Genomic DNA, 12,852 nt, shown 5'->3' with positions numbered 1-12,852 from the left:
GCAACCGAGTATGCACGGCTCAAACGCAACGGAGTCGCGCCATGAAAACACAAGTCAAAGCTCTGGTTGTCGGCGGCGGCGCTGTCGGAACCTCGATCGCCTATCACCTGGCCCGCGCGGGCTGGGAGGATGTCATGCTCCTGGAACGCGACGAGCTGACCAGCGGCAGCACCTGGCATGCCGCGGGCCTGCTGCCCTATTTCAACATGTCCTTCGCGACGACCCACATCCACGACTATTCGATCCGCTTCTACAAGACCCTGGAAGAGGAAACCGGCCTCAACGCCGGCTTTGCGGTCGTGGGCAACCTGCGCATGGCGCAGACGGACGAGCGGATGGAAGAATACATGGTCTACGCCACCACGGCGGAAACCTGCGGCGTGCCCTACGTCTTCATGACGCCCGAAGAGATCAAGGAACGCTGGCCGCTCATTCGGACCGAAGACCTCAAGGGCGCGCTTTATCATCACACCGATGGCTATATTAACCCTGCCGACGTGACCATGGCGATGGCCAAGGGCGCGCGCCAGCGCGGTGTCGCGATCGAACGCAAGTGGCAGGCGGATGCCTTCCACTGGAACGGCACCCATTGGGAAGTGACCGCGACAAAGATGGTCGAAAAGGGCGGCAACCTGGTGCCGTCGGACGAACAGATCGTCATCACCGCCGAACATGTCGTGACCGCCTCCGGAAACCACGCGCAGCGCACCGCGAAGATGCTGGGCATCAAGATGCCCGCCATCCCGGTCGAGCATCAGTTCGTCGTAATGGAGCAGGACCCGTCGCTGGTGGCCTGGCGCAAGGACGGCAACCCCGAACACCCCGTCATCCGTGACGCCGATGCGCAATCCTATGTGCGCGAAGAGCGGGGCGGCTGGATCCTGGGCGTCTATGAAAAGCACGCGCCTGCGCGCTTTGAATACGGCGTGCCCGACAGCTTCCGCGCGGACCTGTTCCAGCTGGATCTGGAGCGGATCGAAGATCAGTACATGGCGATGATCCACCGCGTTCCGTCCTGCGAGGAATGCGGCCTCAAGGACGATTTCAACGGGCCGATCTGCTACACCCCCGACGGCAACCCGCTGGTCGGTCCGGCCCCGGGCCTGCGCAACATGTGGCTGGCCGAAGGCTTCAGCTTTGGCATCACCGCGGCGGGCGGCACCGGCTATTACCTTGCGCAGATGATGGTCGATGGCGAGGCCGAGATCGACATGGCATCGCTTGACCCCAAGCGCTACGGCGACTGGATGACCACCGAATACGCTGCGCGCAAGAACGAAGAGGCGTATGAGCACGTCTACATCCTGCACCACCCGGATGAGGAGCGCCCCGCCTGCCGCCCGCTGCGCACCGTGCCCGCCTATGACCGGCAGAAGGCCCGTGGCGCGCAGTTCGGCCATGTGAACGGCTGGGAACGGCCCAACTATTTCGGGCCGCTGGATGCGCCCGACAGCTTTGACCATGACGCGCGCAGCTTCCGCCGCGGCGGCTGGTGGCAGTACGTGGAGGAGGAGGCGAAGGCCATCCGCGAAGGCGTGGGCCTGATCGACGCGTCGGCCTTTACCAAGCACATGGTCAAGGGTCCGGGCGCCACGCAGTTCCTGGACTGGTTCACCTGCAACAAGCTGCCCAAGGTGGGCCGCATCAACCTGACCTATGCGCTGACCGATCACGGCACCACCCGCACCGAATACACCATCGTGCGGCTGGCGGAGGATGAATATTATCTCATCTCCGCCGGGGCCTGGACAGAGTACGACGGCGATTTCCTGCGCAAATCCGCCGCCGACAAGGCGCCCGAGTTCGGCTATATCGAGATCCAGAACGTCACCACGCAATACGGCGTTTTCGCCATCGCGGGGCCCAAGTCGCGCGAGGTGCTGAACGCGGTGGTCAGGGATGCGGATCCGGCGACGGTGCTGTCGAACAAGCGTTTCCCGTGGCTGTCGATGCGCGACATCGAACTGGGCATGTGCCCGGTGCGCGCCATCCGCGTGGCCTATACCGGAGAATTGGGCTGGGAACTGCATCACCCGATCGAGATGCAGAACTACCTTTTCGACCTGCTGGAAAAGGCGGGCGAACCGCATGGCATGAAGCTGGTCGGTGCCCGGGCGCAGAACTGGCTTCGGCTGGAAAAGTCCTACCGTGCCTTCGGCCATGAACTGGGCCGCGACGCGACCCCGGCCGAGGCGGACCTGCCGCGCTTTATCGATCTGTCGAAGGACTTCAACGGCAAGGCCGCGATGCAGGAAAAGGGTATCCGCAGCAAATGCGTGACGGTGCTGGTGGATGGCCCGTCGGATGCCGATCCCTGGGGACGTGAGGCGCTTTACACCGAGGATGGCACCCGCGTCGGGCGTCTGACCTCGGGCGGCTATTCGGTGGCCTTCGGCAAGAGCATCGGCATGGGCTATGTGAAACCCGACCTCGCGGTCGCGGGCACCAAGCTCAAGGTCAAGATGTTCAACGAGCTTTGGGATGCCGTCGTGACCGAAGACAGCCCCTACGATCCCACCAACGCGACGATCCGCAAGGACGGCTGAGGCCGGGACACCCCTGAAACAAAAACGACCGCCGAACCCCCGGCGGTCGTTTTTCTTTGGGCGCGATTGCAAAGGTTACTTCAGCCGTTCCAGGATGCCCGGCTGTTTCATCAGTTCGGAAAAGCCCGATGCTTCCATTTTGGAGATGGCGATTTCGCTGGCGCCGCAGCGTTGGCCCAGTTCGATGGCCAGCGGCGACACCAGCACCGCGGGCACGTTCTGCGCGATGGTGTCGAGCGAGGTGATCTTGACCGCGGCCCAGGCCTCGGCGGCTTTCACGTAAGCCTCCACCGCCTGATCGCCCCCGACGGTGCGGATATTGTCGAGCACGCAGGCGCTGGCCTCGCGCGTTTCAGCGTCCCAGCTGAAATCCGGGATCTTGTCGGTGTGTTCTGGCAGCCGTTCCTCGTAAAAGCTGACCAGTTGATCGGCGGCGGCCTCGTTCGCCACCTCCAGCCGCTCCAGCATCTCGTCGGCGAGCGCGAGGCCCGGGGACAGGGCCAGCAGCAGGCCGGTTGCGAGGGTTGGCAGGCGCATTCTGACAATCACCCCAGCAACCGCCGTGCGATGACCTGCGCCTGAATCTCGGCGGCCCCTTCAAAGATGTTGAGGATGCGCGCGTCGCACAGGATGCGGCTGATGGTATATTCCAGCGCGAACCCGTTGCCGCCGTGGATCTGCAACCCGTTGTCGGCAGCGGCCCAGGCGACCCGTGCGCCCAGAAGCTTGGCCATGCCCGCTTCGATATCGCAGCGGTGGCCTTCGTCCTTTTCGAACGCCGAATAATAGGTCAGCTGCCGTGCGATCATGATTTCGACCGCCATCATCGCCAGCTTGCCGGACACGCGGGGGAAGTTGATCAGCGCCTTTCCGAACTGCTTGCGGTCCTGCGCGTATTGCATCGACACATCGAGCGCCGACTGCGCCACGCCGATGGCGCGGGCGGCGGTCTGGATACGGGCGGATTCGAATGTTTCCATGAGCTGCTTGAAGCCCTTGCCCTCTTCGCCGCCCAGAAGGTTTTCGCCCTTCACGTGGAAATCGTCGAAGCCCAGTTCGTATTCCTTCATGCCGCGGTAGCCCAGCACCTCGATCTCGCCGCCGGTCATGCCGTCGGTCGGGAAAGGTGCCTCGTCCGTGCCGGGGGTCTTTTCCGCCAGGAACATCGACAGGCCCTTGTAATCGGTCGTGTCGGGATCGGTCCGCGCGAGCAGCGTCATCACATGGGTGCGCGCGGCGTGGGTGATCCAGGTCTTGTTGCCGGTCACCTTGTAATCGCCGTTCCCGTCCTTGACCGCGCGGGTGCGCAGCGCGCCCAGATCCGACCCGGTGTTGGGTTCGGTAAAGACCGCCGTCGGCAGCTTTTCGGCCGACGCAAGGGCCGGCAGCCATTTCTGCTTTTGCTCTTCGGTGCCGCCCGCGATGATCAGTTCGGCGGCGATCTCGGACCGGGTGCCAAGGCTGCCCACGCCGATATAGCCCCGCGACAGTTCTTCGGACACGACGCACATCGATGCTTTGGACAGACCGAAGCCGCCGTATTCCTCGGGAATGGTCAGGCCGAAGACACCCATTTCGGCCAGCTCCTCGATAATCTCCATCGGGATAAGCTCGTCCTTGAGGTGCCATTCGTGCGCATGCGGCACGACCTTGTCGACGGCGAAGCGGCGGAACTGTTCGCGGATCATCTCAAGCTCGTCGTCCAGGCCCGTGGCGCCCACGGTCACGTCGGCATTGCGCTCCTGCATCAGCGTCACCAGCCGCGTGCGCGCGGCTTGGGTGTTGCCGGACTGGGTCAGTGTCATGACCTCAGGCGTCATCAGGACGCGCATGTCGTCCTGGCTCAGCCCGATGTCCTGCAGGCGCAGGATCTCGCCCTGGCTCATCGGGATGCCGCCGTAAATCTGCCAGAGGTATTCGCCAAAGGCGATCTGGTGGATCAGCTTTTCGACCTCGCCGAACTTGCCCTCCTCGACCAGCTTTTCCGCCCAGTTCTGCATCTGGCGCAGGGCCTCGGCATAGGTGGCAAGCCAGGCCAGCCCGTGCGCGGCGGTCTGGTGCTCTTCGACCAGCGCGCCAGAAATCCGGCCATTGTCGGTCAGCCGGTCACGCAAGGTGGTCCGCGCGGTGTCATAGACCTTTTCGACCGGGGCGATGGCCGCCTTGGTCAGGGTCAGAAGCTCGGGCAAAACAGTGTCTTGCGTCAGGGTCAGGTCCTGTCCGTCATGCGCCATGGGTCATGTCCTTTCCGTTGTTCGGCTCCGGATAGCCACTTTGCAGGTGCAGCGCAACAAAAATACCCGAAGGTGCGGCCATTTGATCGTTTCTTGCGCGTGCGTTTTTTGCAGTGCGGCGTTGCGGGCTCTGATAAGAGGCGGTCATGGAAAGCCTGATCTCCCTGATCCCCCTACAAACACTGGGTCTTTGTCTAGCAATTGCGTTGCTGGCGGGAATCGTCAAGGGCGTGGTCGGCTTTGCCATGCCGATGATCATGATATCCGGAATGGGGTCGTTTATCGCGCCGGAACTGGCGCTGGCTGGGCTGATTCTGCCCACTTTGGTGACGAACGGCATGCAGGCCCTGCGGCAGGGGACCAGTGCGGCCCTCGGGTCTGTGCGGCGATTCCGGGTGTTTCTGGGCGTCGGGCTGGTCATGCTGTTGATCGCCGCACAGCTGGTGACGCTGCTGCCGGTGCCGGTAATGCTGGCGCTGATCGGCGGGCCGGTGGCCGGCTTTGCCAGCCTGCAACTGCTGGGCTGGCGTGGAGAGTTGCCGGGTGGCCCCAGCCTGAAGCTGGAAATCGGCATCGGCGCGTTTGCCGGCTTCATCGGCGGGCTGTCGGGGGTCTGGGGGCCGCCGGTGGTGGCCTACCTCACGGCGCTTGGAACGGAAAAGCGCGAACAGATGCGGGTGCAGGGCGTGATCTATGGGCTGGGCGCTGTGGCGCTGACGCTGGCGCATCTGGGGTCGGGCGTGCTGAACGCCACGTCGGTCTGGCTGTCGCTTGTGCTGATCCCGCCCGCGGTGGGGGGCATGTGGATCGGCAACCGAATCCAGGACCGGATCGACCAGACCGTGTTTCGCAAGGCGACGCTGATCGTGCTGCTGGTGGCGGGGCTGAACCTGCTGCGGCGGGCGTTCTTCGGATAGCGTCGGCGGGATCAGGACATCGGCGCCCCGCCGCAGGAATTCGCGATTTCGGGTTCGGCCTGCGGTGGCACCACCTCGAAGGAGGCGCGGTAAACCTCGCGGCCGTTGTGGTTGGCGGTGAAGGTCCAGGTGCCTGTCACCAGTTCCTCGGGCAGGTCGAAGGTATAGGCGTTGATCGACGGCCCCGGCCCGCCGAGCGAGGTGACATAGCTTTGCTGCGTCGCGCCCGAGCCGCGGAACGGGGGATGCGTCAGCGAGATGACCACACCCTGCAGCGGCTGATCGGACACGGTGACCGACCGCAGGCCGAAGCTCAGCCCCATCACCGCGGGCACCCGCCCGCCGATCCACTGAAACTCGGGCACGTAATCGTAAAGGTCGATCTTTCCCGCCACGGTGCCCGGGGCCGCGACGCTGTCCGACGATTCGACCTCGCAAAAGATGCCTTGGGTCAGGGTGATCAGGCGCGCGTCGAACTGCGGGGTGGCTGAAACGGCCCAGGCGGGGACCATGACAAGCAAAAGGGAAAGCAATCTGAACATGCCGCCATGATGCGCCGACCGGGGCCGCAATTCAACGGTCTAAGACCGGATCGGCGCCGTGGGCCCCGTCACCGCCGCCGGATCGTGGGCGGCGATGGCGGGCGCGGGGCCTAGCCGATGGCCGCCGCTTTCACGTCGTCGTCGATATAGGGCACGTACTGTTCGAAGTTGTCGGCGAACATCTGCACCAGCTTTTCGGCCTGCGCGTCATAGGCTGCCTTGTCGTCCCAGGTCCGCCGCGGATCGAGCAGCAGTTCCGGCACGCCTTCGACCTTGACCGGCACCTCGAACCCGAAGTTCGGGTCCTTGCGGAACTCGGCATTGGCCAGGCTGCCTTCGAGCGCTGCGGTCAGTAGGGCGCGGGTGGCCTTGATCGGCATCCGGCTGCCCTGGCCGTAGGCGCCGCCGGTCCAGCCGGTATTGACCAGCCAGCAGGTGGCGCCGTGCTTGGCGATCTTGCCTTTGAGCAGGTTGCCATACGCCTCGGGCCGGCGCGGCATGAAGGGCGCGCCAAAGCAGGTCGAAAAGGTCGGCTGCGGTTCGGTCACGCCCCGTTCGGTTCCAGCGACCTTGGCGGTGAAGCCCGAAAGGAAGTGATACATCGCCTGCGCCGGGGTCAGCCGCGCGATCGGCGGCAGCACGCCGAAGGCGTCGCAGGTCAGCATGATGATGTTCTTGGGATGCCCGCCAAGCGCCGACCGCGAAGCGTTGGAGATATACTCCAGCGGATAGGCGCAGCGCATGTTGGCCGTCAGGCTGTCATCCTCGAAATCCAGATCGAAGGTTTCGGGATCGAAGACCATGTTTTCGATCACCGTGCCGAACTTGCTGGTGGTGTCGTAGATCTCGGGCTCGGCCTCGCGGCTGAGGTTGATGGTCTTGGCATAACAGCCGCCTTCGAAGTTGAAGGTGCCGCGATCCGACCAGCCGTGTTCGTCATCGCCGATCAGGATGCGGCCCGGATCGGCGGACAGCGTGGTCTTGCCGGTGCCCGACAGGCCGAAGAACACGGCCGTGTCCACCGGGTTGCCGACCGCGTGGTTGGCCGAGCAATGCATCGGCATGATGCCCTTTTCGGGCAGCAGGTAGTTCAGCAGGGTGAAGACGGATTTCTTGTTCTCGCCCGCATATTCGGTGTTTGCGATCAGGATCAGTTTCTTGTCGAAGTTCATCGCGATCACGGTTTCTGACCGGCAGTCATGGCGCGCCGGATCTGCCTTGAAGCTGGGGCAGTTGATCACGGTGAAATCGGCGGTGAATTCGTCCAGTGAGTCCTGATCCGGACGGCGCAGCATGTGGCGGATGAAAAGCCCGTGCCAGGCCAGTTCGGTGATCACGCGCACGTCGATGGCATGGGTCGGGTCGGCCCCGCCGACCAGATCCTGCACGTAGTAATCCTTGCCCTTCATATGCTCGAGCATGTCGGCATGCAGCGCATCGAAGCCTTCGGGCGACATCGGCGCGTTGTTGTCCCACCAGATGCTGTCGGCCACGCTGTCGGTGCGCACGATGTGCTTGTCCTGGGGCGACCGGCCGGTGAACTTTCCGGTGGTGACCAGAAACGCGCCCCCCTTGCCAAGCGTGCCTTCGCCATTGCCCAGGGCGATCTGGATCAGCGCGGGTTCCCGCAGGTTGTAATAGACAGTGCCCAGCCCCTCGATCCCCTGATCCTCAAGGCGGAATTGCGGGTTCACCCGTCCGAATGTCATTTTGCAAGCTCCTGTAGCCGCACAATGCGCGGCGATCTTTCCCGGGACGGCGACGCGGACGCCGTCCATCGCGCGCAGGACACGCCCGAATAGGCAGGTGCATAGCATGCGACTTCTGTCGGTGAACAGGTGACATCCGCATCGTTAGCGATACCACCTGCCGTTTAGCGCAATCATCTTTCGCGCGAGTCCCCGATGTGAGGCAATTTAGCCATTCCTTACGAAATTTCGCGTGCAATGGGCCACGGTGCCTTGCCTGATTCGCAGTTGGCTATTGTTGAAATGGGCAAATGCCCGCATAGTGGCGAAAAAAACAGGCAACAAGAGCAGTTGAAGGAAATCAACCATGTCGAAAATCGCCCTGGTGGACGACGACAGGAACATCCTGACGTCCGTGTCCATGACTCTGGAGGCAGAGGGCTTTGAGGTCGAAACCTATAACGACGGTCAGGCCGCCCTGGACGCATTCAACAAGAAGCTGCCCGATATGGCAGTCTTCGATATCAAGATGCCGCGGATGGACGGCATGGATCTGCTGCAGCGCGTGCGGCAGAAATCCAAGATGCCGGTGATCTTCCTGACCTCGAAGGATGACGAGATCGACGAGGTGCTGGGCCTGCGCATGGGCGCTGACGACTATGTGAAAAAGCCGTTTTCCCAGCGGCTTCTGGTCGAACGCATCCGCGCCCTGCTGCGCCGCCAGGAAGCGGTCGCAGGCGACGTGGTGGGCGACACCGAAGAGACAAAGCTGATGACCCGTGGGTCGCTGACGATGGACCCGCTGCGCCATTCGGTGACCTGGAAGGGCATGGACGTGTCGCTGACCGTGACCGAATTCCTGCTGCTGCAGGCGCTGGCGCAGCGCCCCGGCTTCGTCAAGTCGCGTGATCAGCTGATGGACGTGGCCTATGACGATCAGGTCTATGTCGATGACCGCACCATCGACAGCCACATCAAGCGGCTGCGCAAGAAGATGCGCAGCGCCGACGATGACTTCTCGGCCATCGAAACGCTCTACGGTATCGGGTATCGTTACAACGAAGAGTGATCCATGGCGCTGGCCGAGAGGATAACCATGCGCGACGACACCCCCGGTGAACGCCGGGATGCCGATGTGGTGCTGGGCGACGACTGGATCGCCCCCGACAGCACGGTCGAGAAGGAAATGCAGGCCAGTCGGGCACGGCGTGGCCTGTTTTCGCTCAACCGGTCGCCCCTGACGCGCAAGATCATAACCTTCAACCTCATCGCGCTGAACGTGCTGGTGGCGGGGATCCTCTACCTCAACTCGTCGCGCGACACGCTTGCCGTGCAGCGCGCCAACGCCATGCTGGCCGAGGCGGAACTGATCGCCGACGTGTTCGAGGCGCAACTGCCCACAGGCGCGCCGGTCAGCCTGGCCACGGGTGACGGGATCGAGGTGGCGGAAACCCTTGCCGGGATCGACCTGCGCCGCGGGGCGGAACTGCTGGTGTTCGATTCCTCGCTGTTTCTGGTGGGCGAGGCACAAGGCACTCTGGATGTCGTGATGCCGGGCGCCAAGGCCGAAGAAGAACCCAGCGCGCTGATCACGGATTTCCTCTCGGGTCTCTGGCGGCGCGTCGCCGGGGTGTTCGACATGCTGGGCGATGACGCACCGCTGAACCAGGAAGACCGGCTGCGCCGGATGATCGAAACCGGCGACCCGTTGACCACCCGGGTGGATTCCGGCAGCGGCCCGCACGGGGCCACGATCTTTACGGCCCTGACCCCGATCCTGCAGGGCGGCCAGCAGATCGGCACCGTGGCGCTGGTCAGCGCGGCAGCGGAAATCGATGCTGCGGTGCGGGCCGAACGCGAACGGGTGCTGCAGATGTTCGTGATCGCGACGCTTGTGTCCATCGGGCTGAGCCTCGTTCTGGCCTCGACCATCGCCAACCCGATTTCGGACCTGGCCGATGCCGCCGAGATCGGCCGCGACCGCAACAAACGCTCGGTCGCGCCGGGGCGGATCCGCATCCCCGACCTCACCGCCCGCCCGGATGAAATCGGGCGGCTGTCGGGCGCGCTGCGGGGCATGGTCGGGGCACTGTACGACCGGATCGACAGCAACGAACAATTTGCCGCCGATGTGGCGCACGAGATCAAGAACCCTCTGGCATCGCTGCGGTCCGCCATCGGGTCTCTGCGTATCGTCAAGAAGGAAGAGCACCGCGACAAGCTCTTGAACGTGATCGAACATGATGTGCGCAGGCTTGATCGGCTGGTCAGCGATATCTCGAACGCCTCGCGGCTCGATTCCGAGTTGGTCAAGGAAGAGGAACAGGCCTTCAACCTGCTCGAGATGCTGGGCAACCTCGCGCAGTACTTGGGCGAGGATGCCAAGAAGAAGGGCATCGAATTCATCATCGATCTGCCGCAGCGCCCGATTGAAATTCAGGGCCTTGAGGCACGGCTGGCGCAGGTTTTTGTCAACCTCATCACCAATGCGACGTCGTTCTGCGAAGACGGCGACGCGATCCGCATATGGGCGCGGCGGCGCGAAAACCGTGTGCTGGTGGTGGTCGAGGATACAGGCCCCGGCATCCCGGAAGAGGCCTTGGGCAAGATCTTCAAGCGCTTCTATTCGCAGCGCCCGCAGGATGATTTCGGCAACAATTCGGGGCTGGGCCTGGCGATTTCCAAACAGATCGTCGAGGCGCATGGCGGCGTGATCTGGGCCGAGAACATCCGCCCGACCGAAGCGGACGTGACCTCGGAACCGCTGGGCGCGCGCTTCGTCGTGGGCCTGCCGATCTGAGGCCCCCGGGTGGCCGCCCCGCACATCCTGCATGCCAGTGCCGTTGCGGTGAAGGCGCGCGCCGCGTTGATCATCGGCGCGTCGGGCAGCGGCAAATCCAGCCTCGCGCTTGAGATGATGAGCCGCGGCGCCGTGCTGGTGGCCGATGACCGGGTGGTGCTGACCGCCGAACCCCAAGGCATTATTCTGAGCGCGCCCGATAGCATTCGCGGCCTGATCGAGGCGCGGGGGCTGGGCATCTTGCGGGCTGAGGTCTGCGCATCTGCCCGGCTTTGCTGCGTGGTCGATCTGGACCAGGCCGAGCCGGAACGTCTGCCCCCCGAACGGCACACCTGCCTGCTGGGGCAAACCGTCCCCTTGCTTCACAATGCTGCGCATGCATCTTTTCCCGCAGCGCTTGTGCAATATCTCAGGGGCGGACGGAGCGACAGATGACCGATCACAGCGATATCCCGAGCCAGCGCGTCGTGCTGGTCACCGGCCCTTCGGGGGCCGGACGGTCGACCGCGATCAACGCGCTCGAGGATTTCGGATATGAGGCCATCGACAACATCCCGGTCAGCCTGATCCCGCGGCTGCTGGACGGCCCGGCGCTGCCGCGCCCCATGGCGTTGGGGCTGGATGTGCGCAACCGGGACTTTTCGCCCGACGGCCTGCTTGATCTGCAGACCCGGCTGACCGGGGTGCAGGGACTGACGCTGGAACTGCTGTATCTCGATTGCAACCCGGACGTGCTGGTGCGCCGCTATTCGGAAACCCGCAGGCGGCATCCGCTGGCACCCGATGCGTCCCCCGCCGAAGGCATCGCGCGGGAAATCCTGCTTCTGGAGCCGGTGCGCGCGCGGTCGGACATCCTGATCGACACGACCGACCTCACCCCGCATGATCTGCGGTCCGAGGTGCAGGGCTGGTTCGGCACCGACACCGGGCTGGGCATGGCGGTGTCGGTGCATTCGTTTTCCTACAAGCGCGGCCTGCCGCACGGTGTCGACGTGGTGTTCGATTGCCGCTTTCTCAACAATCCCTACTGGGAGCCGCGGCTGCGCGGGCTGACCGGGCAGGATGCCGATGTCGTGGGTTACATCGCGGTGGATCCGCGCTTTGCGACCTACCTGGAGCATATCCTGGGGCTGCTCACCTTTCAGCTTCCGGCGTGCCTGGCCGAGGGCAAGGCGCATTTTTCCGTCGGCATCGGCTGTACCGGAGGGCAACACAGATCGGTTGCCGTAACGGAAAAGGTGGCGCGTGGCCTTGCGGACAGCGGCTGGCGGGTGTCAACTAGGCACCGGGAACTAGAGCGGCGCGGCCTTGCCAAGGGGATGGGCGGGGCAGACGCCAATAGCGGAAGGTCACCGGGGTGATCGGAATTGTCATCGTCGCACATGGCGGACTGGCCCGAGAGTATCTGGCCGCGATGGAGCATGTCGTGGGCGCGCAGTCGGGTGCCGTGGCGATCTCGATCGACGCCGATCACGACCGGCAAAGCAAGCAGCGCGAAATCTGCGCCGCGGCGGATGCGGTCGACCAGGGCGAAGGCGTGGTCGTGGTCACCGACATGTTCGGCGGCTCGCCCTCGAACCTCAGCCTGCTGGCCTGCCAACCCGACAACCGGCGTATCCTTTATGGCATGAACCTGCCAATGCTGATCAAGCTGGCCAAAAGCCGCCACCTGAGCGTGCCGGACGCGGTGCGCGCTGCGCTCGAGGCCGGGCGCAAGTATATTGACAGCCAGAACGTCAAACCCTTCGCAACGGCCCCAGGCGCCGACGACCGCGCGACCGACCCGGCCTGATCCGCGGCATTCTTGATTTGGGATTTCCATGACCGACGAAACACAGACGCGCGAATTGAAGATCGTCAACGAAAAGGGTCTGCACGCCCGCGCCTCGGCCAAACTGGTCGAGGTGGTCGAGGGGTTTGATGCCACGGCCGAGGTCAGCAAGGACGGTGACAGCGCCTCGGGTGACAGCATCATGGGGCTTTTGATGTTGGCAGCCTCCAAAGGAACCTCTATTGAGGTCCAAACCCGGGGTCCGGACGCAAAGGCGCTGGCTGATGCCATCGCCGCGCTGGTGGCCGACCGCTTCGGAGAGGATTGCTGACCCCGGTAGATGGATCGGGGAAA

The 12,852-nt window shown here is 63.9% G+C and carries 13 protein-coding genes; 8 read left to right on the top strand and 5 right to left on the bottom strand.

The genetic code is table 11. The features are described from left to right. Positions 1-41 precede the first annotated feature (41 nt). A complete protein-coding gene (locus ACOXXX_RS13665) occupies positions 42-2,546 on the top strand; it encodes a GcvT family protein (protein WP_422827152.1) in 2,505 nt (834 codons plus the stop codon). A 75-nt stretch (positions 2,547-2,621) separates the two neighbouring features. On the opposite strand, the gene ACOXXX_RS13660 is transcribed toward ACOXXX_RS13665, so the two are convergent. Genes ACOXXX_RS13660 through ACOXXX_RS13650 form a run of 3 tightly spaced genes read right to left on the bottom strand, consistent with a single transcriptional unit; the run spans position 2,622 to position 5,039 of the window. Beyond that, positions 2,622-3,083, bottom strand: a complete 462-nt coding sequence (locus tag ACOXXX_RS13660) for a hypothetical protein (protein ID WP_422827151.1) — start codon at positions 3,081-3,083, stop codon at positions 2,622-2,624. Between the two features lie 8 nt (positions 3,084-3,091). Beyond that, a complete protein-coding gene (locus ACOXXX_RS13655) occupies positions 3,092-4,780 on the bottom strand; it encodes an acyl-CoA dehydrogenase family protein (protein WP_422827150.1) in 1,689 nt (562 codons plus the stop codon). Beyond that, positions 4,770-5,039 carry a hypothetical protein gene (locus tag ACOXXX_RS13650; RefSeq protein WP_422827319.1) on the bottom strand — a complete coding sequence of 90 codons (270 nt, stop codon included), beginning with the start codon at positions 5,037-5,039 and terminating at the stop codon, positions 4,770-4,772. Before ACOXXX_RS13650 ends, ACOXXX_RS13655 begins: the two co-directional genes overlap by 11 nt. Between ACOXXX_RS13650 and ACOXXX_RS13645 the strand changes: the two genes are divergently transcribed. Next, entirely contained in the window at positions 4,927-5,697 is a 771-nt protein-coding gene (locus tag ACOXXX_RS13645) for a sulfite exporter TauE/SafE family protein (protein WP_422827149.1), read from the top strand. The two genes, ACOXXX_RS13650 and ACOXXX_RS13645, sit on opposite strands and share 113 nt — an antisense overlap. A gap of 11 nt (positions 5,698-5,708) precedes the next feature. On the opposite strand, the gene ACOXXX_RS13640 is transcribed toward ACOXXX_RS13645, so the two are convergent. Further along, positions 5,709-6,209: a DUF3859 domain-containing protein gene (locus ACOXXX_RS13640; protein WP_422827148.1), complete on the bottom strand. Its 501-nt coding sequence runs from the start codon at positions 6,207-6,209 to the stop codon at positions 5,709-5,711. A gap of 140 nt (positions 6,210-6,349) precedes the next feature. Beyond that, positions 6,350-7,948 (bottom strand): phosphoenolpyruvate carboxykinase, encoded by a 1,599-nt coding sequence (locus ACOXXX_RS13635; RefSeq protein WP_422827147.1) that lies wholly within the window; start codon positions 7,946-7,948, stop codon positions 6,350-6,352. A gap of 346 nt (positions 7,949-8,294) precedes the next feature. On the opposite strand from ACOXXX_RS13635, the gene ACOXXX_RS13630 reads away from it, so the two are divergent. From ACOXXX_RS13630 to ACOXXX_RS13605, 6 genes are read left to right on the top strand one after another with little or no spacing between them, the layout of a single operon-like run. Further along, complete coding sequence (locus ACOXXX_RS13630; RefSeq protein WP_422827146.1) at positions 8,295-8,996, top strand: response regulator transcription factor; 702 nt, start codon at positions 8,295-8,297, stop codon at positions 8,994-8,996. Positions 8,997-8,999: 3 nt separating this feature from the next. Next, complete coding sequence (locus ACOXXX_RS13625) at positions 9,000-10,727, top strand: sensor N-terminal transmembrane domain-containing protein (RefSeq protein WP_422827145.1); 1,728 nt, start codon at positions 9,000-9,002, stop codon at positions 10,725-10,727. Between the two features lie 9 nt (positions 10,728-10,736). Further along, on the top strand, positions 10,737-11,162 hold the full coding sequence (locus ACOXXX_RS13620) for an HPr kinase/phosphorylase (RefSeq protein WP_422827144.1): 426 nt from the start codon (positions 10,737-10,739) through the stop codon (positions 11,160-11,162). After that, complete coding sequence (gene rapZ, locus ACOXXX_RS13615) at positions 11,159-12,088, top strand: RNase adapter RapZ (RefSeq protein WP_422827143.1); 930 nt, start codon at positions 11,159-11,161, stop codon at positions 12,086-12,088. The genes ACOXXX_RS13620 and rapZ overlap by 4 nt, the downstream gene beginning before the upstream one ends. Then, positions 12,085-12,519, top strand: a complete 435-nt coding sequence (locus tag ACOXXX_RS13610) for a PTS sugar transporter subunit IIA (protein WP_422827142.1) — start codon at positions 12,085-12,087, stop codon at positions 12,517-12,519. Before rapZ ends, ACOXXX_RS13610 begins: the two co-directional genes overlap by 4 nt. 28 nt (positions 12,520-12,547) lie before the next feature. Beyond that, on the top strand, positions 12,548-12,829 hold the full coding sequence (locus tag ACOXXX_RS13605; protein WP_422827141.1) for an HPr family phosphocarrier protein: 282 nt from the start codon (positions 12,548-12,550) through the stop codon (positions 12,827-12,829). The last annotated feature ends 23 nt before the right edge of the window (positions 12,830-12,852 follow it).

This window comes from Thalassococcus sp. BH17M4-6, assembly GCF_049323015.1.
Lineage (GTDB): Bacteria > Pseudomonadota > Alphaproteobacteria > Rhodobacterales > Rhodobacteraceae > Puniceibacterium.
This window is presented reverse-complemented; position numbering and strand designations above follow the sequence as displayed.